Annotated in this window: 22 protein-coding genes; 19 read left to right on the top strand and 3 right to left on the bottom strand. The window is 53.6% G+C overall.

Going from position 1 to position 25614, the window contains the following annotated elements; genetic code table 11:
- The first annotated feature begins 6 nt into the window (after window positions 1–6).
- The 8 genes from ABXG94_RS08855 to ABXG94_RS08820 all read left to right on the top strand — a co-directional run bounded on the left by ABXG94_RS08855 (window position 7) and on the right by ABXG94_RS08820 (window position 8455).
- Window positions 7–1155 carry an acyl-CoA dehydrogenase family protein gene (locus ABXG94_RS08855; protein ID WP_353533600.1) on the top strand — a complete coding sequence of 383 codons (1149 nt, stop codon included), beginning with the start codon at window positions 7–9 and terminating at the stop codon, window positions 1153–1155.
- A complete protein-coding gene (locus ABXG94_RS08850) occupies window positions 1152–1931 on the top strand; it encodes an oxepin-CoA hydrolase, alternative type (protein ID WP_353533599.1) in 780 nt (259 codons plus the stop codon). The genes ABXG94_RS08855 and ABXG94_RS08850 overlap by 4 nt, the downstream gene beginning before the upstream one ends.
- Window positions 1932–1943: 12 nt before the next feature.
- Entirely contained in the window at window positions 1944–2948 is a 1005-nt protein-coding gene (locus tag ABXG94_RS08845; protein ID WP_353533598.1) for an NAD(P)H-dependent flavin oxidoreductase, read from the top strand.
- A 19-nt stretch (window positions 2949–2967) separates the two neighbouring features.
- A complete protein-coding gene (locus ABXG94_RS08840) occupies window positions 2968–4488 on the top strand; it encodes a class I adenylate-forming enzyme family protein (RefSeq protein ID WP_353533597.1) in 1521 nt (506 codons plus the stop codon).
- Window positions 4489–4597: 109 nt separating this feature from the next.
- On the top strand, window positions 4598–5662 hold the full coding sequence (locus tag ABXG94_RS08835; protein WP_353533596.1) for a C4-dicarboxylate TRAP transporter substrate-binding protein: 1065 nt from the start codon (window positions 4598–4600) through the stop codon (window positions 5660–5662).
- Window positions 5663–5722: 60 nt separating this feature from the next.
- The gene (locus ABXG94_RS08830) at window positions 5723–6214 is read left to right on the top strand and encodes a TRAP transporter small permease (protein ID WP_353533595.1); all 492 of its coding nucleotides are present in this window, start codon (window positions 5723–5725) and stop codon (window positions 6212–6214) included.
- A 40-nt stretch (window positions 6215–6254) separates the two neighbouring features.
- A complete protein-coding gene (locus ABXG94_RS08825; protein ID WP_353533594.1) occupies window positions 6255–7595 on the top strand; it encodes a TRAP transporter large permease in 1341 nt (446 codons plus the stop codon).
- Window positions 7596–7660: 65 nt separating this feature from the next.
- The gene (locus ABXG94_RS08820) at window positions 7661–8455 is read left to right on the top strand and encodes an IclR family transcriptional regulator (RefSeq protein ID WP_353533593.1); all 795 of its coding nucleotides are present in this window, start codon (window positions 7661–7663) and stop codon (window positions 8453–8455) included.
- Between the two features lie 35 nt (window positions 8456–8490).
- On the opposite strand, the gene ABXG94_RS08815 is transcribed toward ABXG94_RS08820, so the two are convergent.
- Both ABXG94_RS08815 and ABXG94_RS08810 read right to left on the bottom strand, forming a co-directional pair.
- Window positions 8491–9819, bottom strand: a complete 1329-nt coding sequence (locus ABXG94_RS08815; protein ID WP_353533591.1) for an alpha/beta hydrolase family protein — start codon at window positions 9817–9819, stop codon at window positions 8491–8493.
- 43 nt (window positions 9820–9862) lie between these two features.
- Complete coding sequence (locus ABXG94_RS08810) at window positions 9863–11326, bottom strand: aldehyde dehydrogenase family protein (RefSeq protein WP_353533590.1); 1464 nt, start codon at window positions 11324–11326, stop codon at window positions 9863–9865.
- 1467 nt (window positions 11327–12793) lie between these two features.
- Here ABXG94_RS08810 and ABXG94_RS08805 point away from each other — a divergent pair.
- Window positions 12794–13681: a hypothetical protein gene (locus tag ABXG94_RS08805; RefSeq protein WP_353533589.1), complete on the top strand. Its 888-nt coding sequence runs from the start codon at window positions 12794–12796 to the stop codon at window positions 13679–13681.
- A gap of 343 nt (window positions 13682–14024) precedes the next feature.
- On the opposite strand, the gene ABXG94_RS08800 is transcribed toward ABXG94_RS08805, so the two are convergent.
- Window positions 14025–14678 (bottom strand): GntR family transcriptional regulator, encoded by a 654-nt coding sequence (locus tag ABXG94_RS08800; protein ID WP_353533588.1) that lies wholly within the window; start codon window positions 14676–14678, stop codon window positions 14025–14027.
- A gap of 202 nt (window positions 14679–14880) precedes the next feature.
- Between ABXG94_RS08800 and ABXG94_RS08795 the strand changes: the two genes are divergently transcribed.
- From ABXG94_RS08795 to ABXG94_RS08750, 10 genes are all read left to right on the top strand, one after another.
- A complete protein-coding gene (locus ABXG94_RS08795) occupies window positions 14881–15966 on the top strand; it encodes a Gfo/Idh/MocA family protein (RefSeq protein WP_353533587.1) in 1086 nt (361 codons plus the stop codon).
- 98 nt (window positions 15967–16064) lie between these two features.
- On the top strand, window positions 16065–17078 hold the full coding sequence (dctP, locus tag ABXG94_RS08790) for a TRAP transporter substrate-binding protein DctP (protein WP_353533585.1): 1014 nt from the start codon (window positions 16065–16067) through the stop codon (window positions 17076–17078).
- 31 nt (window positions 17079–17109) lie between these two features.
- Window positions 17110–17670, top strand: a complete 561-nt coding sequence (locus ABXG94_RS08785) for a TRAP transporter small permease (RefSeq protein ID WP_353533584.1) — start codon at window positions 17110–17112, stop codon at window positions 17668–17670.
- Entirely contained in the window at window positions 17667–18962 is a 1296-nt protein-coding gene (locus ABXG94_RS08780) for a TRAP transporter large permease (protein WP_353533583.1), read from the top strand. The genes ABXG94_RS08785 and ABXG94_RS08780 overlap by 4 nt, the downstream gene beginning before the upstream one ends.
- A gap of 3 nt (window positions 18963–18965) precedes the next feature.
- Window positions 18966–20849: a bifunctional sugar phosphate isomerase/epimerase/4-hydroxyphenylpyruvate dioxygenase family protein gene (locus ABXG94_RS08775; RefSeq protein WP_353533581.1), complete on the top strand. Its 1884-nt coding sequence runs from the start codon at window positions 18966–18968 to the stop codon at window positions 20847–20849.
- A complete protein-coding gene (locus tag ABXG94_RS08770) occupies window positions 20846–21703 on the top strand; it encodes a shikimate dehydrogenase (protein ID WP_353533580.1) in 858 nt (285 codons plus the stop codon). The genes ABXG94_RS08775 and ABXG94_RS08770 overlap by 4 nt, the downstream gene beginning before the upstream one ends.
- The gene (locus tag ABXG94_RS08765) at window positions 21700–22524 is read left to right on the top strand and encodes a citryl-CoA lyase (RefSeq protein ID WP_353533579.1); all 825 of its coding nucleotides are present in this window, start codon (window positions 21700–21702) and stop codon (window positions 22522–22524) included. Before ABXG94_RS08770 ends, ABXG94_RS08765 begins: the two co-directional genes overlap by 4 nt.
- Window positions 22514–23710 carry a Gfo/Idh/MocA family protein gene (locus ABXG94_RS08760; protein WP_353533578.1) on the top strand — a complete coding sequence of 399 codons (1197 nt, stop codon included), beginning with the start codon at window positions 22514–22516 and terminating at the stop codon, window positions 23708–23710. The genes ABXG94_RS08765 and ABXG94_RS08760 overlap by 11 nt, the downstream gene beginning before the upstream one ends.
- On the top strand, window positions 23700–24374 hold the full coding sequence (locus ABXG94_RS08755; RefSeq protein ID WP_353533577.1) for a hypothetical protein: 675 nt from the start codon (window positions 23700–23702) through the stop codon (window positions 24372–24374). The genes ABXG94_RS08760 and ABXG94_RS08755 overlap by 11 nt, the downstream gene beginning before the upstream one ends.
- Window positions 24367–25581: a Gfo/Idh/MocA family protein gene (locus ABXG94_RS08750; RefSeq protein ID WP_353533576.1), complete on the top strand. Its 1215-nt coding sequence runs from the start codon at window positions 24367–24369 to the stop codon at window positions 25579–25581. The genes ABXG94_RS08755 and ABXG94_RS08750 overlap by 8 nt, the downstream gene beginning before the upstream one ends.
- The last annotated feature ends 33 nt before the right edge of the window (window positions 25582–25614 follow it).

Genomic DNA, 25614 nt, shown 5'->3' with positions numbered 1-25614 from the left:
TTTGATATGGATTTTAATCTGACCGAAGAACGGACAATGCTGCAGGACATGTTGCAGCGGTTTCTGGCAGAACGTTACGACCACGAAGCGCGGCGCAAGTTGCTGGAGTCTGGTACCGCATATGATGCGGATATTTTGAATGAACTGGCAGAGCTGGGCATTCTGGGTGCGATCTTCTCGGAAGAGGATGGCGGCTTTGGCGGCGCAGGTTTTGACATCTCGGTTGTCTTCGAAGAATTCGGCCGTGCAGGTGTGATCGAGCCTATTTTGGCCTCGGCTGTATTAGGTGGATCGCTTGTTGCTGCTTTGGGTAATGACGAGCAAAAAGAATTGATTGAGGCTGTCGTCGGCGGGCAATCGGTGTTGGCTTTGGCGCATGGCGAGCCTACGGCACGCTATGACTTGAGTGATGTGCGCACGACTGCTGCGGCGGATGGCAACGCGATCGTTCTGAATGGGACCAAAACGCATGTGATCAACGGTGGTCAGGCCGGCAAACTGATCGTGTCCGCACGCGAGAGTGGCGCGGATACGGATCACGTCGGCATTTCATTGTTCATGGTGTCCAGCGATGCGCCGGGTGTATCGATAAATGCCTATCAGAACGTCGATGGCACCTCGGCCGCACGGGTTGATTTGACCGATGTTCGTCTGTCAGCGGCAGATCGTTTGGGTGATGCGGGCGCTGCTTTTGAGGCGATCGAAACAGCGATCGCACGCGGCACGTTGGCCGTTTCCGCCGAGGCGCTTGGTGCGATGGACGCGGCGAAAGACCTGACCGTTGGTTACCTGAAAGAGCGCAAACAATTCGGTGTTCCGATTGGTAAATTCCAAGCGCTGCAGCACCGTATGGCGGATGTGCTGATCGAGATCGAACAGGCGCGTTCCGCGGTTGTGAATCTGGCGGGGCATATGGAAGCAGATGCGGCGACCCGTGACTTGCATGTCAGCGCCACCAAAAACCTGATTGGCCGCGTGGGGACGCTGGTTGCAGAAGAGACCATTCAGATGCACGGTGGTATCGGAATGACGGATGAATATGCGCTGTCGCATTTTGCGCGCCGTCTGACCATGATCGACCACCTCTTTGGTGATGTGGACCACCACCTCGAACGCTTTATCGCTCTGAGCGCAGCGTCGGGGGGGCAGCTGTGACCCAATTTTTCCGACGCGATTTGCACGACCGGCATTTGGAGCTGTGGAACACTTTCACAGAAACCCGGAATGCGTTGACGCCTGAGTATTATCAAGGTGTCATTGATGGGCTGCGCGAAGCGTCGGAAAATCCGGCAATCACTGCTGTCATCCTAAGTGGCGAAGGCGGGTTCTTTTGCTCTGGTGGTGATTTAAACCAGTTGAAAGAGCGTCGCGATATGACGCTTGAACAGCGGTATGCCAACATCAACCGTCTGCATGACATCATTCGTGCAATCCGCGCGTGCCCAAAACCGGTGATTTCGGCGGTTGAAGGCGGTGCTGCTGGCGCGGGTCTAAGCATTGCTTTGGCTTGTGACATGGTGGTGAGTGCTGAAAAGGCCAAGTTTGTATTGGCTTATGTGCGTGCCGGTTTGGTTCCAGATGGTGGTGTTACGCGCACTTTGATGCAGATGTTGCCTCGCGCCACGGTGGCGAAAATGGCGATGATGGCCAAGCCTTTGCTGGCCGAGCGTTTGTATGATTTGGGCGCGATCACTGAGATTGTGGCCAAAGGCGCAGCCATGGATACGGCACGTGGATTGGCCGCTGAGCTGAGCACGGGGCCAGAACGGGCAATCGCCTCTATCAAAACACTGATGAATCAGGCTGAGGACGCCACGATGGAGGCGCATCTGGATACAGAATGCGAAGCCATGGCGCGGGCCTTGGGCGGGGGTGAGACACAAATCGGCATCTCGGCTTTCTTAAACAAACAAACACCTATTTTTCGTTGAAAGGCTGCGACGATGAAAGATTCAACTCCACTTCCAACGATCTTTGACACTCCTGTCACGCGGACCTTTGGCACGCGGGTGCCAGTGGTTGCTGGGGGGCTGCAATGGCTATCTAAGGCGGAGTATGTTTCTGCTGCGGGTCGGGCGGGTATTATCTCGTTTATCACGGCTGCCAGCTTTGCTGAGCCAGAAGACCTGAAAGCGGAAATCGAGAAATGTCGCGAGATGTGTGACGGCGCTCCTTTTGGCGTGAACATTTCGATGATCCCGAAACTGGTGCAGGGCGAACGTACGGCTGAGATATTCCAGTTAGTCGCGGATAGTGGTGTGAAGTTTGTCGAAACCTCTGGGCGTAGCCCAGAAGAGTTTATGCCGATCTTGAAAGAGGCAGGCATCAAGGTGTTGCACAAGGTGCCATCTTTGAGGTTTGCGGTTAAGGCTCAGTCTGTTGGCGTTGATATGGTTTCGATCGTTGGCGCGGAATGCGGTGGGCATCCAGGTCTGGATATGATCGGCAGCATGGTTAACGCGGGGCTGGCCGAAGAGCGTTTGGATATTCCTTGGTTGATTGGCGGCGGCGTTGGGCGCGGCGCGCAATTGGTTGCAGCGCTTGGCATGGGGGCCTCGGGCGTTGTGATGGGCACGCGCATGTTGGTTTCAGAAGAGCTGCAGGCGCATGGCGATTATAAGCAGGCGCTGATTGTTGCCAAAGAAACAGACACGGCGCTTTGTATGCAATCGGTGCGAAACACGGTGCGGTCATTGCGCAATGAAACCACGGATTTGGTGTCAAAGCTGGAACAAGAAAATCCTGATATTGGGATCAAGGGCCTGTTGGAACATGTGTCCGGCGCGATTGGCCGCAAGGCTTATGCGACCGGCGATATTTCACGCGGCATTCTAAGTGCCGGCCATGCGCTTGGGTTTATTCGCAAGGTTCAGCCGATGGCAGAAATCGTTGCGGATTTCGAGGTAGATGCACTTAAGGCGCTTGATCGCCTTGGTTGCGCGGCCTGATTGCGCAGGTTGGGGGAACATGGAACAGCGAATTCACGAGTTTCTAGATAAAGCAGCGGCACAGGTTGGTGGGAAATCCGCTGTCGTTGATTTTACCGATCGCAGCTATAGCTGGGCAGATTTAGCAGAAGCGACGGATCAAGCTCAGGCTATTCTGATAGATGCTGGCGTTGTCGCTGGTGATCGTGTGGTGCTGGTGTTTGAAAACTGCATTGCGGTTCCCGCATTTTTGTTTGCAGCTAGCCGGTTGGACGCCATTTCCGTTCTGATGAACGCGCGTATGGCTGGCCCTGAGTTAGAGCGCGTGTTTAATCACAGCGAGCCACGGGTTGTGGTGATGTGTACGCAGGCGTCTAAAGCGGCCGCGGCCCACGGCGAGCGTTTACAGGCGGAAAACACAAGCGGTGCCTTTGGCGACATTGCGATTATGCGGCGTCCAGGTGGGACGCCAGAGCCGGTATATAAGGCCAGCGATGAACAAATTGCCGTATTGTTGTATACTTCTGGCACCACAGGTTTGCCAAAAGCGGCAATGCTAACGCATGGCAATCTGATTGCCGCCTCTCATGCCACTGCAAAAGTCCGCCGGGTGGATGATACAGCGATTTCTTTCCTCGCACTTCCGCTGTCTCATGTGTTTGGTCTGGTGACTTTGTTGGCGGCCTTTGCGGCACAGGCGACTGTGCGGCTAGAGGCGAAGTTCTGTGTCGAGCGCCTGTATGAAGCGCTGCATACGGATGTGACCCATTTGCCTGCCGTGCCTCAGATGCACGCGCATTTGTTCCATTACGCGCAAAGCCAGAACAAGCCCAAGTATGAAAAAGGCCTGTTGCGTTTTGTGTCGTCAGGTGGTGCGCCGCTTGATCCGATGTGGAAACGCGATGCGGAGGCATTTTATGGTTTGCCGTTGCAGAATGGTTATGGGCTGACAGAAGGCTCAGCCGGGGTTTGTGCAACATTGAATGAATTCGGTGATCCGGACATTAGTGTTGGACGTCCTATGGATGATTGCCTGATCCGCATCGAATTTGACACGTTTGGGTCAGAGCCAAACAAGGGCATTGGTGAAATCCATGTCGGTGGTCCGCAGGTCATGAAGGGTTATTTCCGTGATGCTGAACAGACCGCCAAAGCATTGACCGCTGATGGGTATTTCCGCACAGGTGATTTGGGGCGTTTTGACGAAGAAGGCCGTCTGCATATCACGGGCCGGTCGAAAGAGCTGATCATTCGGTCTGGGTTTAACGTGTATCCGGTTGAGGTTGAGGCCGCGCTGATCGAACATCCTGATGTGATTGTTGCAGGTGTGGTTGGGCGCAAAGTGACTGGCAACGAAGAAGTCATTGGATTTGTGAAAGTCGAGTCGGTGGATTCTGTGACGGAAGACACTCTGAAGGCTTTTGTTCACGACAAACTGGCCCCGTACAAACGCCCAACTCGGGTTGTGATTGCGACGGATTTGCCAGCGGCACCAACAGGGAAATTGTTGAAAGCTAAGCTGCTAGACACTTTTGCGGCCGAGCTAGAGGCGTCTGAGTGAAACTAAGAGATAAGGTCTGGGGTTTCGTTTGACGAAAGTAGGGGTGATATTTCCAATAATGGAATACCATTTTACATAGTGAAATAAACACGCTTGGAGGAGATGCGTAATGAAAATTGTTAAGAATGTACTGGCAGGTGCATTTTTGTCAGCTGGTCTTGCAACCGCTGCAGCTGCAGAAACCACGATCTATTATGGCCACAGCGGTCCAGACCGCGGCACAGTGCCAGCGGCGCTGAAGTGGTTCGGTGGTCGTATTGAGGAATTGTCAGCTGGCGATTTGATGCTTGACGTTCAATGGGGCGGCGCGCTGTTTAAAGCGACTGGTTCTGTCCAAGCAATTGGCGATGGCGTGGCGGATGCGGGTTCCGTGATTGCAGCCTATTTCCAAAAAGAAATGGCGGCATATAGCCTTGCTGATTTGCCACTGGGTGGCCCTGATCCATGGGTTGGTTTGCGCGCGACAGATAAATTGATGCGCACAGCACCGGGCATCAAAGAGCACCTAGAACAGCAGAGCCTTGTCTATATCGGTACATTTACAGCATCTGACGTGAACGTTGCGTGTAAAGGTGTTGAGATTAACTCGATCCATGACATCGCGGGCAAAAAAGTTCGCGGCGCTGGCGTATATGGTAAAGTCTTTGCCGAGCTAGGCGCGACCATGGTGAACCTGAATGTGTACGAAGCCTATCAGGCGCTGGACACAGGTTTGATCGACTGTACACAAGGTTATTCTTATATCGTTCCTGCACTGAAATGGTTCGAAGTTATCGACAACTACACCCTGCTAAATTGGGGCCAGATCGGTGGCTACGGTATGTTCATGAACAAGTACACTTATGACAGCCTCAGCGATGACCAAAGGGCAGTTCTAACCCAAACGGGTGAAGAGCTGGCGGATAAGTTTGCGCAAATCGTTATCGGTGCGAACTCTAAAGCGGTCACTGCAATGAAAGAAAACAAGTTGGACAGCGAAGTGAAACTGATCGAAGTTGCAGCGGAAGAATCTACAGCTTTGACCGCAGCGACTGAGCCTTTCCTAGACACTTGGAAAGAGAACGCGACAAGCGTTGGTCTGAATGCGCATGAGCTGATTGAGATATATACCTCCGCAGTTGCCGAGTTCTCTAAAGAGCTGGAAGAGCAAGGTTACCCTTGGACTCGTGAGTAACTTATCAGCATTGGGCCCGTGTCATTGGGGGCGGGCCCAACTTGCCATCGGAAAGGAAACATGATGCGTCGCTTGGAGAGCTTATTTTTGGATGTGGCCACTATGGCCGTTGTCGTCCTTGCGTTGATGATCTTTTTTGATGTGGTTTCACTGAACCTATTCAACGTGTCAGTGCCTGATACTGTTATCATTGTGCGTGAGTTGATGGTTGTTGCCATTCTGATGCCACTGGCGGCAGCGACGGCGCAACGGGCGCATATTTCTGTGGAATTCGTCACCAATAAACTGCCGCCTAGATTGGTGAGCTGGTTTATTGTTTTTGGCACGGTTTTCGCTGTTTTGGCTCTGCTGCCAATGATCCTTTCTGGCTACAAAGACCTGATGCACCAAATGCGCATCGGCAGTGAGTTTTACGGCGATCTTGGATTGCCGCAATGGCCGGGCCGTCTGGCCTTTGTCATGGGTATTCTGCTGTGTTGGATCCGTCTTGTGATTATGGTTTTCCAAGACATCCACACGATCGTCACCAAGGGTCAGCTAGATCTGTCCTAATCAATCCCTAATCCGTTAATTTGCAACTCAAGAGGGCGTCATGGATCCTGCAACCATTGGTCTGATCGCGTTCGGCATTATGCTGGTTTTGCTGGCAATGCGCGTGCCGATCGCATTTTCCCTGATCGGGATCGCCACTTTAGCCGCGTTTACAATTTTCGCGTTCCGTACAGGTACTTTTTTGCCCGAACGCGCGTTTCGAGCGACCGCCTCTTTGGTGTTCTCGAATTCTTTTGATTTGGTGCATACGTTTGACCTTTCGATGATCCCGCTCTTTGTGGCCTTAGGGAACATCGCTTATCGCGCGGGAATCACCACGGCTGTTTATGATGCTGCCAAAGTATGGATGATGCGTCAGCGGGGTGGCGTTGCGGTGGCCTCTATTGTTGGCTGCGGTGGCTTTTCGGCCATCACTGGATCAAGCATCGCTTGTGCGTCGACTATGGGTAAAATCTGTACGCCCGAGATGATGCGACTAGGGTATGACCCACGGCTGGCGACTGCCAGTGTTGCTGCAGGTGGCACGATGGGATCTTTGATCCCGCCGAGTGTTCTGTTCATTATCTACGCGATCTTTACCGAGACCTCGATCAACAAACTATTCCTTGCGGGCGTTTTGCCGGGTTTGCTGACCTTGGCTGGTTTTACCCTGACGATCTGGGTCTGGATGTGGGTCAACCCAAAGGTCGTGCCAGAGCGTGGCGAAGCCATTCCGTTTAGGGAAAAGATGGCGGCGGCGCGGTCAGCCTGGCCAGCCTTGATGATCTTTTTGATCGTTGTTGTAGGCATCTATGGTGGCTTTTTCACCGCAACAGCTGCTGCAGCTGTAAGTGTGGTCGTTACCACAGCCACTGGCTTTGCAAGCCGTAAGCTGACGATCAAAGACACTTGGGAGGCGGTACGCGAAACATGTTTGCAAACCTCAGCGATTTTTATTGTTGCGGCGGGTGCCAAGATTTTTGTGGCGGCGATTGCCCTAACAGGTATGGCGCCGGCGCTGGTAGATGCGGTCAGTGCAGCTGAACTGTCACAAACAACATTGTTGTTGGCAATTTGTGCGGCCTATTTGGTGCTGGGCATGTTCCTTGATCCGATTGGGATTATGGTTCTGACCTTGCCATTGATGCTGCCGTTGGTGGAAGCCTATGATATGAACCTGATTTGGTTCGGCGTTGTTGTGGTTAAGCTGCTTGAAATCGGATTGATCACGCCGCCAGTTGGTTTGAACGTCTTTGTTCTTTCCAATGTTGTGGGTAAAACCGCGCCGGTCGGGATGATCTTTTCGGGCATCTGGCGTTTCCTTTGTGCGGATATCGTTGTGCTTTATTTAATCATCTCGTTCCCTTGGATATCATTGGTGTTGTCACAAGCCGTCAAGTGATTGCGATTTAATGCAAATAGTGCTTTCTATACGGAATAATTTAACACTTGAGATAATTGTACCGCATGACGCAACTGACGGACGACAAACGATTTGCCAATACGTTGGCCCGCGGATTAAATATTCTGCGGGCCTTTCGTCCCACTGATAACGGGCTGACAAACATGGAATTGTCTGAGCGCACGGGCATACCGCGCTCAACCATTTCGCGGCTTACATTTACACTGTGTGCTTTGGGGTACTTGTCTCATGGGCGCCACCACGAACGCTATCGCTTAGGGCCTGCGTCTTTGGCCCTTGGGAATATTGCCGCAGCGTCGTTTGCATTTGTCGATATTGCTGGACCAATTATGCAGAAGCTTGCGGATGAAACATCCGCATTGGTGGGCGTGGCACTGCAAGACGACGGTGAGATGTTGATGGTTAAGACGTGGCGCCCTGTTCGGTCGCCGACGATCTGGCTTGATGTTGGATATCGTATGCCAATGCTTAGCTCTTCGACAGGAGCCAGCTTTATTGGGGCGCTATCGAAGGCAGAACTGGGATCGCTTAAGGATAAGCTGCCCGAAATTGATGCCCCGCACCTAGCTGATTTTCATAAGGCAGCACGTGATTCAATCGTGTCCAAAGGTTATGCTTTGATCAGTGGCGAGCAACGGTTTACACAATCTATCAATGCGATTGCTGCGCCCTATCGTCCGTCTGAATTCGGCGAGCCGGTTTCTATTCTGTGTGGTGCTGCGTCTGAGACATTAAGCGAAACCGCGATTGTTGAAACCGTTGGCCCTGCATTGGCAGAAGCGGTCAGAGCGTTGTGTGTTGCAACGGGCCAACCGTTTTCTGTTGTTGAAGGCGTTTAAGAAAAGGCGCTGAAACCAGCGCCTTTTCTTTTGTATTATTCAGCTGCTAGTCGTTCAAAGCGCAGGCCTTTGGCCCAGCGTTTTGAGAACCCTTTCCAATAGGTATGCTGTGCAGTTGCTTTATCGTCCTCGCCCATGGACCACACGCCAGCATCTGATTCTGCAATCAAATCTAAATACGCCGCTTTGTCGGCCTCTTGTTTCAGCTCTTGGCCTAGCCAAGCGGTGACGAAGTGTTGCAGGATGTTGTTCATCCGTGCTGTATCCCAAACCGCATCCATATAATGATCGCTGATGTCTGATCCGTTTGCCTGATCCAACGCTAGGGCTTCGGACGGAACTGGAATTGGCGCGGCAGCATTGTGATTGGCATGGTTAAATGTCAGCAACGCGCGATCAGACTTTACGCAGTTTTGCCACATTTTGCGTACGCCGCTTTCATAGCCAGACACGTCATCCTGAGAGCCTGCCACAAACAAGGTTGGAATAGAGATACCTTTAAGAGTGTCACTGTCCCAAACGCCCATGGTTTGACCCCATGGTGCAATCGCGACAATCGTTTTCACACGTGGATCGGGGGCAGTAATGTAATCTGCGCTGTCACGCTGATGTACAGACAAAGCACCATGTCTTGCGCCAAATGGCAGTTCAACAGCGGTTTGCGTCACACTACCCCCTGCATTCACAATCGCGCCATAGCCGCCCATAGAATACCCGACCAACGCAGAATTAGATGTATTGACCAGGTCGCTCAGAAAAGAGTTTTCATCTTGGGCGAGGGCTTCGATTGCGTCGATAACAAAGATCTGGTCTTGCGGACGGTTCACAAGGGTTGAGCCAAAGCTCGCAAAGTATTGGTCGGACACCTGAAATGTGCGGTAGGTGGATTCTAGGTGGTCGATTGAGGCAACCACATAACCTTTGGAGGCGATGTTTTCAGCAAGGTGTGACAAGAGGAACCGGTTTCCAGGCCAACCGTGCGACATGACAACCAAAGGATAGGTTTCGTCAGAGGCCGCTGCGTCGCGTATGGCTTGGCCCGTTAGTGTGACTTTGGTTTTACCATCACGCAGAAAGGCTTGCACTGCGGTATCCCCAGCCGCGTCTTGTGCAGTGGGGTACCATATTTCGACGGTCAGGGTACGATCGTAGCGCGGCAGTGTCTTGGGCTTTTCACTCATAGCGTCCAGCGCCAGAACGTCAACCTGATCGGGGTTGGTCAGTTCAAGCGTGCGCACGCCGACAGTATGGGAGCCGTAGGCGGCAAGTTCCGGTGCGTTTGGCAATTGTGTGTCGATGCGGTTCTCTGCAATCGCAGCGCTGCCGACGACAACTGTGGCCGCGAAGAAAATGGATCGGAGCATAAAAATATTCCTTATTAAACGACGACTGAATGGCGAAGGCGAATTAGAACCCCGGAGGATACTGACGCCCACCCCGTTCGCAGGTAATCCAACGGGTTTCGGTGAAGGTTTCCATCGACCATTGTCCGCCATGACGTCCGACGCCTGAATCTTTGGACCCACCAAAAGGGACATGAGGTTCATCGTTTACAGATGAATCATTGATGTGACACATGCCCGTTTTTAGTTGTGCGGCGACAGCCAGCGCGGCCTCTTCATCGGCGGAGATAATACCCGCAGATAGGCCAAAGGCGGTGTCGTTTGCCAGCTCAACCGCTTGGGCATCGTCGCTGAATTTCAAGACGGGAACGACTGGGCCAAAGGTTTCATCACCATAGATTTCCATCTCTCGTGTGACGCCTGTCAGGATAGTGGGGGCGAAGTAGTTGCCTTCGGTGGTGCCGCCAGTTTCTAATGTTGCGCCCTTGGCAATCGCATCGTCAAGCTGCGCCTGAATGCGCCGCACTTGTTGCGCGTTGATCAATGGGCCGATCGCATTTGTGGCGACAGTTGGATCGCCATAAGTGATCTTTGCTGTGCGCTCTTTGAACTTAGCGAGGAATTCTTGGTACAAGGAAACGTGCACCAGAATGCGTTCAACTGACATGCAAATCTGGCCTTGGTGGAAAAACGCGCCGAAGGTCGCTGCGTTTAGCGCCCGGTCCATATCCGCATCTTGGCGAATGATTAGATTGTCCTTACCGCCCAGTTCTAAGCAGCACTTTTTAAGCATGTGACCGCATCTTGATGCAATTTGACGCCCGACATTGGTCGACCCGGTAAACGAGACGCCAGCGATGCGTGGATCGTTAACAAGCAGGTCCCCAATTTGGGCCACGCCATTACGGTCACACGTGATGAGGTTGAAAACACCCTCGGGAGTGCCTGCGGCTTGCATAACCTCTGCAAAGAATACGCCGCCTGTAATGGGGGTTTCTTCGGAAGGTTTAAGAACAATGGTATTGCCAGCAGCCAATGCAAAGGCAAAGCCGCGCGCGGTCAAGATGCCAGAAAAGTTCCATGGGCTGATGACAGTGATCGGGCCAATTGGAACGCGTACCGCTGTCGAGTGTTTGCCCAGTTTTGAAGGTAAAATGTGGCCCGTTGGCGCATAACACATTGCGGCGGCGGTACGGAAAATTTCGGAGACATTGGCGGCTTCATAATAGGCCTTTGCTAGGGTGCTGCCACATTCTTTGTGTTGCAACGCCACATAGTCAGCTTTGCGGGCTTCCCAGATATCAGCGGCACGTAGCAGCAACCCTGCGCGTTCTGCGTAAGAGGTCTGCGACCAGGTGCTAAACGCACGATGTGCCGCTGCAATCGCGTTTTGGGTATCGGCGATTGTTGCGTTTGCGACATCGGCCACGGTCCGTTGATCATGTGGCGCAACTGATTGGAAAGTTGAACCGGCCGGGCACCATGCGCCATCGATAAACAGGCCGCTTTGCGGTTGGGAATGCTTCACAGAGTCCTCCAAATTCTATTTAATGGAATCATATTCTATTAAATAGAAATGTGTAGGTGGAAAATCAGCGACGTCGCGGCGCTTTGCCGATTTAGCGGCCTTTGAACCTAAAGAGCATACTGGCCTAGCTTCGCTTCGTGTTCAGTATCTGAAGGTGCAACACCACAGCGTTAGGATTCGGGGAGCATTAGTTACAATTAGTTTCCCTAGACCATTCCTGATCGTAACTTTCCGAGTGCAGAGGTTAAGGTCGGTAAAAAAATACGTGTTTCTGTAATTTTCGACAGCCGTCGTATTGCAAGCCTCGGTGCGCATATTTGCGCGCAGATCGGCACCTTCTCCTCATCCGACCAGAACCGTTTCTTCTGTCTTTTGTCCCGCCATATCAACCCTCAAGATGTCCACTATCAAGGGTGGACACTATCAGCACACTCTATGATGCATCAGAGCAGCACGACCCAAGACCGGATGCTTACGGATAAGGAGCGACGCTAGGTCTTAGAACATGCGCGCGAGATCACGGAAGATTACGCACGGGTTTTGGAGATTCAGAACCGCGCATTGGAATGAAGCTCGCCCTCATTGCAGAAAGCTCGAAGAGCGCCACTGCCACAAGCTCAAGAAGCTCGACCAATCGAACCGGACAGAGATCATCTGGACGAGTGGCAATATCGCCCAGTTCAACAAGTTTGCGCCGAAATGGGTGCAGAGGATTCTGACCGCAGGATGGGAAACCGGCTTGCTAGGGGCTGACTTGGTAAAAGTTAAAATGGACTAATTCGAAGACACGCTGCACGGTAGACGCCTTCGTTTTCGGACCAGTAAACGTGGGAAGGTCGCTTATATCCCCGCCACATCAGCCCTTGAGAAACTGATCGAAGAGACACCCGAGGAACAAGAATTGCTTCTGGTGTCAGAGCTTGGCAGGCCTTTGACCGCCCGTTGGGCATAGAACCAAATCACCAAGTGGCGGCGCGAAGCGCAGCTACCCCCATGGGGCGATGGGCGCGAGAAGACTTTGTCCGATACGCGTGGGACAGTGGCGACAAGATTGCTGACCGGCGATCGGTCGTTGCGCCAAATTGCGGTGCTAATGGGGTAGTCGGTGCGCTACGCGGCGCAGGTTATCGAGCATTATGTGCAGGTTAGCCCGGACGAAAGTGACACTGTTTCGCGCAAACTCAATTAGGCCAAATCGCGGTCTGAAAACACTAGAATGTAAACGGCCCTGTAAACGGTAGGGCCCAAACATGGGAAGGAATGATCTAAGTAATTGTTTTAAAATGGAGGCGACTACCGGAATCGAACCGGTGTACACGGATTTGCAATCCAGAAAGAGGGGCAGCGAAAACAACGACTTAAGGGTACAAAACACACGCTGACAAAAAGTGAACAAAAAGCGAAGGTTTCAAAGTCATTGAACGACCTTTTTGTAGAAGGAGCCGCTCAGCCACATGGGGCGTTTCAATGAGCTGGGCGGTTGCAAACGAATGCGCCGAGCGCCGCTTTGGCAACGCCGCGCGCAAGCAGATCATCATGTTTCTGGCCGACAAGGCGAGCGATGACGGTTCGGGCATCTGGTGTTCCAAGGGGACGATCCAGCGCCACACAGAGCTCAGCGAGAGCACGGTCAAGCGCAGCATCATCGACTTCTTGCGAGAAGGCATTCTGATCGAGACAGGGCGACGGCAATGCAAGAATGGCTACACCGTCATTTACCGCATCGTTCTGGAGCGCGTGGCCGCTATCGAACTCACTGCAGAGCCCGACATTGAGACGGGGGTCACTGTGAACCCCGTCCAGCCTGAACCCGGTACGGGGTCCACGGTGAACGGGGTACGGGGTTCACCGTGGACCCCAAACCATCCTAAAACCATCCATAAACCACCTACGCGCAGGCGCGAGGCGGCGGAGGAGGTTGAAGATCTTAAATCTGAGAAGATCTTGGCGGCCTATCCCGAAGACAGAATCCGAGACCGGCGGACTACTCTGCGCCTGATTGCAGCGGCTGTGAAAGCCGGTGTGGAGCCCGATGACCTGCGTCAGGCGGTTAAAGCCTATGCCAAGGAAAGCGAGGGCTATACACGCAGCAAGGTCTGTTTCTCGGACAATTGGTTCAAGATGCGCCGATGGGAGAAGGGGCTTGCCCAGGTAAGGGCGGACCGAGAGAAGGCGCGAGAGGCCGAAGCCAAAGGGCGTGCCAGCCTTGCCGAATGGATCCACGAGCGCCATCCTCTATGCCGCCACATCACCAACCGGCAGATCGAGGATTTGATTGCATCACAGCTAGTGACGCCCCGAACAGGTGGGCGCTGCGGGGCTAACGTCTTAGCTGGCCTAGCTAGAAGGGCATAGGAATCCGCAAGGCGTTTTGGTTAACATTTAGTCTAGGCAGTTGGGAGGTCCGACTCGAGCCGGAGCAAGGTGTAACGGTAGTGGTGTTTCGATACAACAGAACGCACCTTAAGTGCTGAGAAGTTCAAAATTCATCCTGTGATGATGATTAGTCCGCGTAGGGGCTAGAGTTTGGTTTAGAGGAGACCGCCCCTAGAAACTTGGTCGTACGATAGAATGCCGCTTCTCAATTTTTTGGACTTCATGCTTGTCGCGCCAAAATCACCATTTTGCGGTAAGAAAATGGTATAGGGAGGTTGACAATCTGTGCTTACGGGCGGGTCTATGTTGCAGAAGGTAGCTGCTACATAGCGGCGAGCGTATGGTCTAAACCTTTACGGATATGCTGTTCCAGTAAGCTCTTGGCCATTTGAGAGTTCCGTGCAAGAGCAGCGTCAAACATTGCTTTGTGTTCTTGTACAGCCTCCTCTCCACGGTAGGTCAGAACCAGCATTTGGTAACGCAGATACTTGTTATACAGGGTCGAGTGCAGGGACAGTAGATTCTGTGAATTGCAGGCCTCGATCATTGCGAGGTGAAATTCCCAATCGTAACGCTTCCATAGCTCTTTTTCTGAATGGTCGCCGGCCAGCATGCGCTGTTCCATGGTGCTGAGCTTGTGGTGTGCTGCGACAAGATTGCCTTCCCAATCTGTGTTCCCGTTTTCAATGGATTGCTCTAGGGCATGGCACTCCAGCAATACACGTAGCTCTGTGATCTCGGTCAGATCTTCGCGCGACACTGGGGTTACGAAGAATCCTCGCTGCTCTGGCGCTTCGACAAAGCCTTCGCTGGCCAAGCGGTTCAGCGTTTCGCGAAGGGTGGAAGAGCTGGTTTCATAGCGCTGCTTCAAACCCGCGAGTTTCAGCTTCGCGCCCGGGTTCAACTCACCAAAAATGATGTCGCGCTTGATGCGCTGATAGGTGCTGGATCCTACTGTGGTGAATTGCTCGGTCATGATTTTGTCCGGTGATTTTCTATTTGCCATCTAATTATCACCTTATGCTAACAGCAACAATAATAGAATAAATCAGTCAAAAGGCAAAATATCAGACATTATTGCAAATAGCATTTGTTTCACCTAGACTTGCCGCAGAGGGTGGATTTGATTCTGAGCCCCGTAGAATTAGGGCGCGTAAGCGCAAGTGAGGAGGGACCGGGTGTCTCAGGAAGTTCAGGTTGCAATTGCGGGTGTCGGGCTTGTCGGCCGACGACACGTAGACGCCATCAACCAGATCAAAAATGTGAACCTTTGCGGTGTGGTTGACCCCAGCGATACAGGGCGCAAATTTGCCGAAGAACGCGGGGTGCCGTGTTTTGAAACGTTGGAGGAGCTGTTCGGGTCACAGCAGCCGGATGGGGTCGTCTTAGCGACGCCCACGTTGCTGCATGTTGAACAGGGCCTGACCTGCATTCGTAACGGGTGTCCGGTGCTTGTTGAAAAACCTCTGGCCACCTCCGCTCAGGAAGCTGAAACGCTCGTTGTGGCAGCAGAGGCGGCGGGTGTGCCCGTGTTGGTGGGGCATCATAGACGACACAATCCGCTGATCCGCAAGGCGTATGAGGCGATCTCGGCGGGTGAGATCGGCGATGTTCGATCCGCTCATATTCAGTGTTGGTTCTACAAACCGGACCATTACTTCGATGAAGCGCCGTGGCGAAAAAAAGCAGGCGCGGGGCCTATTTCCGTCAACCTTGCCCATGACGTTGATCTCATTCGTCACCTGTGTGGAGAGGTCGAAACCGTTCAAGCACAGGCGGCACCCTCAGTGCGTGGTTTCGAAAACGAAGATGTAGCCGCCGCTGTATTGCGCTTCCGCAGCGGCGCCATCGGAACAATCACAGTTTCAGACAGCATCGTATCACCCTGGAGCTGGGAGCTGACGTCTAGCGAATACCCGATTTACCCGCCCACGCAGGAAAGTTGCTATTTGATAGGGGGGTCACACGGCTCGCTCTCGGTGCCTGATCTGCGGCTTTGGAAACATCAGGGTGAGGTGCGGGATTGGTGGACGCCAATCGCGGCAACAACCTTGATCCGGGGTGGGTCTGATCCGCTTGTGAATCAAATGCGCCACTTCGCTGATATCATTGCTGAGAAAGCCGAACCACTGGTGTCCGGGCAAGAAGGTTTGCGCACCCTGAAAGTGCTGGAGGCTATCCAGACAGCCTGCAGGACAGGCGGATTGGTTAAGATAAATGGAACGCAAAACACTGAAATTAAAGAGGAAGAAGGGGTTACTTGAAAAAATACCAGATATTTTGTAAAAAATATTGCAATATCCTAAAAATCAGGCAATCTTATGATCGAGCTGACACATATGTCATCCATGGGAGGAAACAAATGATCAATAAACTCACACGTCGGACTGCAATGTCCGCACTTCTCGCTGCTGGTATGCTGACCAGCGCTGCGGGAAGTAGTTTCGCAGCAGACAAGATCCAGCTGCGTCTTGCGACCTCTGGCTCCGAAACGGACCAGCGTTCTGTGGCAATGGCGGAAGTATTCGGACCAGCAGTTGCGGCATTTGCCGACTTCCAGCCAAGCTACAACGGTACTATTTTTGCTCAGGGTACTGAACTTGACGCGATTTCTCGTGGCAACCTTGAAATGTCCATTGCTTCTGCGCAGGAACTTGCACAGTTCTTCCCAGAGTTTTCGATCTTCGCAACAGGTTACGTTCATCAAAGTGCAGACCACCAGGTCGCGGTATTCAACGACCCGCTGATGGACCCATTCAAAAAGACTGCTGAAGACGATCTCGGCGTTAAATTGCTGTCCGTTATGTATCTGGGTCGTCGTCAGGTAAACCTGCGTCAATCCAAAGACGAGCTGACGGTAATGACTCCTGCTGATCTGGCGGGTGTGAACTTGCGTATGCCGGGCACCGATGCGTGGCAGTTCCTGGGAGCGGCTTTGGGGGCAGCACCGACACCAATGGCCTTCTCAGAGGTCTATACAGGTCTGGCCACAGGCGCAGTTGATGGCCAAGACAACCCGCTGCCAACCGTAGTGGACAAGAAGTTCTATGAGGTGACCAATCAGATCGTTCTGACGTCGCATCTTGTTGACCTGAATTATATCGCTATCGGCAAAGGCGTTTGGGATAGCTTGACCTCTGAACAGCAAGCGACCGTTCAAGCAGCCGCTGATGCAGCTGCGGAGGCAGGCCGCACGAAGCAGTTGGAATTGGAGGGCAGCTTGGTCGCGTTCCTCGAAGAGCAGGGCATGTCGGTTTACGAGCCTGATCTGACAGCATTCCGCGAACACGTCCAAGCGCAGTATATTGGGTCCGAGTTTGCAGAAAGCTGGCCTGAAGGGGTGTTGGAGAAAATCAACGCGCTGGGCAGCAACTAAGCCTGCAGGTAATAGGAAAGGGAGAACCAATATGATCAAGTTATTCAAGGGGTTCTCCCGTCTTTCAGAAGCGATTGCCGGCGGGATGCTGGCGGCAATCTTCGCGATTTTCCTTTTCCAAATCCTGCTGCGCTATTTCTTTACCCCAGCAGGTTGGACGCTGGAACTGATCGGCATTCTCTGGGTCTGGGTGATTTTCTTTGCCTGTGCCTTCAATGTCCGTGAATCAGACCACGTCCGTTTTGACATCATCTATCTGGCTGTTAGTCGTCGTACACGAGCAATCTTTGCGCTTATCACCGCCGCGGCCCTCGTCATTGGCATGCTCTACACGTTGCTACCGACCTGGGATTACATCGATTGGATGAAAATCCGCAAAACCACAACGGTTAGAAATCCGTTTACAGGCGACAAGATCCCGATGCGCACGATCTTTTCGATCTACGCTGTTTTCATGGTGGCCGTGGCCGTGCGCTACGCGTGGAGTTTCTTTGATATCATCAAAAATGGCCCACCGAAAACTGAACTCGAGCTTGTCTTAGAGGCGATGCACGAAGAGGACAAAGAAGCCTCCGAAGGAGACGACAAATGAGCGTGGAAATGCTTTCGCTGCTGGTGACGCTGTTCCTACTAGCTGGAATCGGAACGCCGATCGGGTACTCAATTCTTCTTGCGTCTGTGGCGTACCTCGGCGTTGCTGGTCTGGATATCGCGCTTGCAGGTGAAAAGATCCTGCAGGGCTTCTACAAAAGTACAATTCTTCTCGCGGTACCGTTGTTTATCGTAGCTGCCAATATCATGAACGCCGGGTCGATCACGGATCGGCTGCTCAATTTCTGTGTCGCTGCGGTAGGTCGCTTCAAAGGCGGTCTGGGCCACGTGAATGTTGTGGCGTCGCTGATTTTCTCGGGCATGTCAGGATCTGCCGTGGCGGATGCCGCTGGTATCGGGAAAATCATCATCTCCATGATGACCAAAGATGGTCGTTACCCTCGCGGATATGCCGCTGCCATCACAGCAGCATCGGCGACCATCGGCCCTATCATTCCACCATCCATTCCAATGGTTCTCTATGCTCTAGTGTCTGATACCTCCATCGGCTCTTTGTTCCTCGCGGGCATCCTGCCAGGTTTGATGATGGGGGCTGTGCTAATGGCCGTGAACACCTATATTGCGGGTAAACGAGACTTCGCACTGGAAGAGCCTATTCCTCTGAATGAACTGCCGAAGAAAACCGCGAATGCGTTCCCGGCACTGCTCATGCCTGTGATCCTGCTTTATGGCATCTATGGCGGTGTCACCACGCCAACCGAAGCCGCTGCAGTAGCTGCCTTCTATGCCCTAATGCTGGCTGCAATGTTCTATCGGGCCATTTCATTGGGTACTCTTTACCGCGTCTTCGTAGACAGTGCGCGCTCTTCAGCTTCAGTTGGGATCGTGATCGGCGGGGCCTTTATTTTGAATTTCATCGTGATCCAGGAACAGATTCCTCAGGCGATTTCGGCAATGCTGGAAGGTTCAGACATTAGCCCGATCCTATTCCTGATCCTTGTTAACCTATTGATCCTAGCACTCGGGTGTGTGTTGGATGCGACGACCATCATTCTGGTGATTGTGCCGCTGTTTATTCCGACCTGTGCGGCGCTGGGCATCGACCTTGTTCACTTCGGTGTTCTGGTTGTGGTGAATTCCATGATCGGCTTGATCACACCGCCTTATGGTATCCTGCTATTCGTCATCAACGCGGTCACGGACATCCCGCTGCGCGAGATCATTGCTGAAATCTGGGCCTTTCTTGCTGTCCTTGTTGCTGCATTGCTTCTCATGCTGCTGGTCCCTGATCTGGTTCTGTGGCTGCCACGGCTGCTTGGCTACCAAGGCTGATGCATGTCACTCGCGATTTCAACCACTTCCATCCCCGGCGATTTAGGGGAGAAGCTGAACGCCATTGCTGAAGCAGGGTTCTCGCATATCGAACTGCATGAACCCGACTTCACCGGCTTTCATGGCTCTGCGGATGAGCTGGTAAAGCTCGCCAAGGACCTTGGGTTGAAGATCAGCCTGCTGAAGCCTTTCATTGATTTGGAAGGCTGGCAGGGAGAGGAACGAAACCGGGCCTTTGATCGGCTGGAACGCAAGTTCGATCTGATGGAAACGCTTGGAACGAAAACACTTTTGGTTGGCGCATCAAGTGTGCCGACCGACCGAGAAACGTCGCTGGCCGATTTGTCGGAAGCGGCTGAACGGGCCGCCAAGCGTGAGGTCAGACTTGCTTATCTTGCCTTGCCATGGGCCGGGAGCACGCAAACAGACAAACAAGCGCTTTCATTGGTGGAAGAAATCAATAACCCACACCTCGGGCTGGCTCTGAACAGTTATTTTTCGCTGGTGGATGGCACCATGCCGGCCCAGCTGCGCAATATCCCGGGTGAAATGGTATTTCACGTCCAGCTCTCGGACGCCCCATTTGTTGAGCGCAATATTCGCGGATTGAAACGCCACTTTGGCCTCCTGCCGGGGCAGGGGGTGCTTAATCTTGCCGGATTTGTGAAGGTCCTCGCGCGCAGTGGTTACGCGGGCTCTTGGTCCGTGGCCCGTGTCAATGAACAAAGCCCAAGACCCGGGGGACGCACCCTTGCGCGCGACGGCTACCGCGCGCTTGTGAACCTTCTCGATGAAGTTTCAAAAAGTGATCCAGACCTGTCGTTTGACATCCCGGACATGCCGCCACGCGTTTACACATCCGGGTTTGAATTTATTGAATTCACCGCAGATGAAAGCAGCGGGAAGGTGCTGACGGGCCTTCTATCCAGCATGTGTTTCCGCATGGAACGGCGGCATGTTTCCAAACAGGTTGAGCTGTGGCGGCAGGGTGCGATCAACATCGTCGTCAACACCTCGAAAGAAGGCTACGCCCATACCGCATTCGTCGGTCACGGACCCTCTGTCTGCGACATGGGATTGCGCGTCAAAGACGCGGAGCAAACCGTTGCGCGGGCAAATATTCTTGGCACTCCGCGCTTTTCGCAAACCGTAGGCAGCGGGGAGCTCGATATCCCTGCCATTCGTGGTGTAGGTGGCAATGTTGTCCATTTCATTGACGAAAAGTCGGATCTGCACAGGGTCTGGGACATAGAATTTCAACCTGCCAGTCGCACAGAAGCAACACAGCCAGCTGGGCTGCGACGTATCGATCATGTGGCGCAGACCATGCGCTATGAGGAAATGCAGAGCTGGTTGCTCTACTATGCCTCCACCTTTGAAATGGCGAAGTCCCCAATTGTGGATGTCGCGGACCCGTCCGGTGTTGTGCACAGTCAGGCGATTGAAAGCCCAGAAGGCGAGGTGCGTCTAAATTTGAATGGGGCCGAGGGTCGTAGAACCTTTGCGGCGTCTTTCCTAGAAGACAAATTCGGTGCCGGTGTTCAGCATATTGCTCTTCTGAGCGATGACATCTTTGAGACCTCGGATCTGCTTGAAAGTCACGGGTTTCCAAGATTAGCGATCTCCGCAAATTACTATGATGATCTGCAGGCGCAGTTCGGCCTGGAGGACGAATTGATTGCGCGACTGCAGGCTGAAAATATCCTCTACGACCGTCAGAACGGCACGGAATATTTCCAGATCTACAGTCAGCCGATCTTTAACGGTTTCTTCTTTGAAATTGTCGAACGCCGCCGCGGTTATTCCGGCTACGGTGCACGCAATGCTTCCGCGCGCTTGGCCGCGCAAATGAAATATCAACGACCAGTTGGGATGCCGAAAATATGAAAGCTGCTTTGATAGGATTGTCTATCAGTGAATCACTGACCCCGGACATGCATATGGCCGAGGCAAAAGTACAGGGGTTTGCCTACGAGTACCTGCGGTTTGACACTGCAGTTGCGCCTTTTGGCGACAAACCCCTTAGCGCGCTATTGGATATGGCAGAAGCTGAAGGTTTTGCCGGAGTAAATGTCACGCATCCATTCAAGCGCGACGCTGTCGCTCTGGTGGATGAGCTTTCTGAGTCTGCCCAGCTTTTGGGGGCCGTGAACACGATCCTGTTCAAAGATGGGCAACGTATTGGTCACAACACTGATTATGTTGGTTTCAGGTCTGCTCTGAGGAATGGGCTTTCTGGTGGGCAGGTACGCAAGGTTCTCTTGCTCGGCGCTGGGGGGGCAGGTCGTGCGACAGCAATGGCGTTGATCGATCAAGGTTGCCAGACACTCTGTCTGTTCGACCAATCGCAAGCGGCTACTGAAGAACTTGCTAAACAGCTGCAAGCAGCGCGCCCACGTGTTTCCATTCAATGCGTCTCAGAACTGGCACGCTTTGATCTGCGGTCACTCGATGGCGTCGTGAATGCGACCCCGATGGGCATGGTTGATCATCCGGGAAAGGCGCTTGATCCTCAGGACTTGGGCCCGGACTGCTGGGTCGCTGACATTGTCTATTTCCCGCGAAAAGCGGAACTTCTGCGCGCAGCTGAGGCACAACAGCTGCGCACCATGGATGGCAGCGGGATGGCGATTTTCCAGGCTGCGGCAGCCTTTCACCTTATCACTGGAAAAATGGCTTCACCGGAGCGCATGAAACAGAGTTTTCAGAACCTAGTGTCTAAAGAACAGATTTCAACATGACAGAGGTCCTCACCGACGCGCAAAATGTCCGCCAATGGTGGCGCACCTCTATCATAGACATGGCCCCGGGGCGCATCTCGTTTCGCGATCACCCAATTGAAGAGTTAATTGGCAGTGTATCATTCCCACAAATGATCTGGCTGATGGTGCGAGGCGATCTGCCAACCGCAGAACAGGCAGCCCTGTTTGAAGCTGCTTTGGTCGCAGGGGTTGATCACGGGCCACAAGCGCCATCGATTGCAGCCGCACGTATGGCGGCGACCTGTGGATTAGGGCTGAACAACGTCATGGCCACAGGGGTCAACATGTTGGGCGACGTACATGGCGGCGCAGGTGAACAATGTGCTGAGCTATACTTCTCAATTGCTGCGCGCATGGACGAGGGCGCAACCCTTGAAAATGCCGTTGGTGCGGGTCTGGCGGCCTGGCGACGGGAGCATGGGAAGATTGTCTCTGGTTTTGGCCATCGGTTCCACAAACCGGTTGATCCTCGCGCACCACGGTTGATGAATCTTGTACGCGATGCCGCTGCCAACGGAACAGTTTCCGGGCGCTATGCCGAGATTGGTGAAGCCGTCCAAAGAGAGCTGGGTGTGCAACGCGGCGGTCGTCCGATTGCGATGAACATCGACGGAGCGACGGCTGTGATTTTTTGCGAGCTCGGGTTTCCCGCGCCTTTGTCGCGCGGATTGTTTTGTCTTTCGCGCTCTGTTGGCGTTCTGGCCCATGGCTGGGAACAGATGCAGCAGGGTGGTCGCAACAAGGGGCCAATGCCTCCGAAATACCTTCCACTTTATGAAAAGAAAGAAGATGACCAGTAATCACCCGAAAACCTTCCGGGTCGGCCTGATTGGCTGTGGTCGCATCAGCGACATCTATTTGACAACGCTTGCAAAATTTCCTGAGATCGAGGTGGTGGCTTGCGCCAGTCTCGATCTAAAGGAAAGTCGGGCCAAAGCAGAACAACACAGCATCGCGCGCGCCTGTTCGGTGGAAGAGGCGCTTGTCGATCCATCGATAGATTGCATCCTGAACCTCACAATTCCCACCGCCCACGCCGACATCACGCGTCGCGCGTTGAGCGCTGGCAAGCACGTCTATTCAGAAAAGCCGTTTGTCACGGATATGTCTGAAGGGCAGGAACTTCTTGATTTGGCAGAGGCCAAAGGCCTGAAGCTTGGCAATGCGCCAGATACATTCCTGGGCGGGCGCTGGCAGACCATGCGGCGTTTGATCGAAGAAGGCACAATTGGACGCCCAACGGGGGTTTTTGCCCATGTTGGGACCCATGGGACGGAACGGCACCACCCCAATCCAGATTTCTATTATCAGCAAGGTGGCGGCCCGCTGCTTGACCTCGGGCCCTACTACCTGACGGCCATGATCTTCTTTCTTGGCCCGATTGCACGGGTCGCAGGCATGTCCAACCGGGTGTCGGATCAGAGGTTGATCGAAAACGGGCCACGCAACGGAGAGTATATTGACGTTGAAGTCGACACGCATTCCCTCAGCCTGCTGCAGTTTGAGAGTGGCGCGATTGGGTCCATGACCATGAGCTTTGATGTCTGGGACAGTGAAACACCGCGCTTTGAGATCTATGGCGAAAAGGGCGTGATCACTGTGAACGATCCCGATCCGGTCAATGGACCAAACCGGTTCGAAGGTCCGGTCTGGTACAGAACTCGCGAAACTTCTCGGTGGTCCCATCAGCCCCGTCCGACTGGGCGGGATGATTGGCAGGTCTCCGAAAATCATCACGGTTTCAACGAAGACAGCCGAGGCCTCGGTCTGTTGGATCTGGCTTATGCGGTCCGCGATGGTCGGCCGGTTCGTGCGAGCGGAGCGCTCTCGTACCACGTGTTTGAGGTCATGGATGCCATCGCGCGGGCGCCAGTGCATGGCGTATATCAGAACATTTCAAGTTCTTGCCCGGTGCCAGCGCCACTGCCCGAGGATTTCCCTGCGAGTGAAGGTGCGCAGTCTAAGGAGCCAGCCCATGCCAACTGAAGTTATCACAATTGGTGAACCATTCTTCGGACTGCGTCATATCTCTGACGAGGCTACCGTCGACATCAACGAGCGTGCGATTGTGTTGAACGTTGCCGATCGCGCCATTCAGGTTGAGGCGCAGCTGTTGCAACCTTTGCAATCTGCGATCTTTGCCAATGTCACACTCCGCGATGTTGATCGGGCCATTGTGATTGATCGTTTTGATAGCCATGACAGCGATGATGCGCTTTGCGAAGAGGTGCGGAAGGCTTGGCCGACCGCCTTTGAAAAGCGCGGCGAAGAGCGGTTGCGCGGTGTTGAACATTACATGTCCCCAAAGACATTTGTCGGCAACATCGGTCTGAGTATTTATCACTCAGCTTCTGTGCCGTTGAATGTCGGTCTGCACAATGAGCATCCCTTCTGTCCGGTGCCGGGTTTCCGCGAAGTACACACCCAGCTTGTCGGGTATGGAAAGATGCAGCAGTGCAAGGAACGCGATCCGGCAACGCTTTACCTCGAAGAGCCGATGGCCCCCGGAATAACCCATCGCCCGATGTATGACGCTGAGGGCAATTACCCTTGGCATCAATTCGAAACCACGACGCCCAGCATCTTTTTGGCGCTCGAAATACTACCTGAAGGGGCCGAGATTCCTGATGTCGGAGGTCAAAATGACTAAGAGACTTCTTCCTGAAAACATTGATTTTGATGGCGCATACCCGCGTTTGTCCCGCCGCCTGCGGCTTGGCGTTGTCGGCGGTGGCCGGATCTCTGCAACGCAAGCGACGGCTGCCCGTCTCACCGATCGTTGGGAAGTGGTCGCGGGGGTTCTGTCGTCTGATCCCCAGCGCGCAGCTGAGCGTGGTGCGGATTGGTTTCTACCTGCAGATCGCTGTTACGCCTCATTTGAGGACATGGCCAAGGCGGAATCCGAACGTCCGGATGGCGTCGATGCCGTCATGATCACAACGCCAAACCACGCGCATTTTGCGGCAGCAAAAGTGTTTCTGGAGGCGGGAATCGATGTGCTCTGTGACAAACCGCTGACCAATAAAGTCTCAGAAGCGCTGGAACTGATCACATTCACCGAACAGACCGGGCAGGTTTTCGCGGTTGGCTATGCCATGTCCTGTTTTCCAATGATCCGCCAGGCGCGCGAAATCGTGGCTGAAGGTGGCATTGGCAAGATCAATCAGATCCACGTCGAATTTCTTCAGGATTGGATGACGCCGGAGGATGTCAGCGATGCCCCGCATGTGAAGTGGCGGCTGGACCCAAAAATCTCGGGCCCAACCAGTTGCGTGGGCGACATCGGCACGCACGCAGCGCATCTAGCGAGCTTTGTGTCGGGTTTAGACATGACGGATCTGCGCGCGGAATTCCACGTGTGCGGCGCGCCGAAACCGCTGGAAGACACGGCGTTTATGTTCACCCGCTACGAAGGAGAGGTGCCTGGGACGCTAATGGCGACCCGATTGGCGCCGGGCAATCGGGGTGGATTGCGGCTTAGGGTCTATGGCTCCGAAGGCGGCGTGGAATGGGATTTGGAAAACGCCGAGCAGTTGAAGCTCAACCGTTACGGCGAACCGGATCGGGTGATCAGCCGCGGGCATGGCCACGGCGTCAGCGCCGCCACCGAACGCCTAGTGCGCGCCGCGCGGGGTTTCCCGGAAGGCATTATCGAAGCCTGGGCCAATCTTTACATGGAATTCGCAATGGCTGTCGCTGCGCGCAAAGACGGTGTCATCCCACCGGTTGGCTGGGTCGGTTTCCCACGCGTTGCTGATGGTGCGGCAGGTGTGCAGTTCATCGACGCCTCAGTGCGTTCCAATGCGTCAGGGGACTGGGTAAAAATCGACTTGCGAAATCGACGGTTGACATTTTAAAAAATATCAGATATTTTTTATTACGTAAGACAG

Source organism: Cognatishimia sp. WU-CL00825 (assembly GCF_040364665.1).
In the GTDB taxonomy this organism is placed as follows: domain Bacteria; phylum Pseudomonadota; class Alphaproteobacteria; order Rhodobacterales; family Rhodobacteraceae; genus Cognatishimia.
Note: the sequence above shows the minus strand (reverse complement) of the source record. Positions and strands in the feature narration are given on the sequence as shown.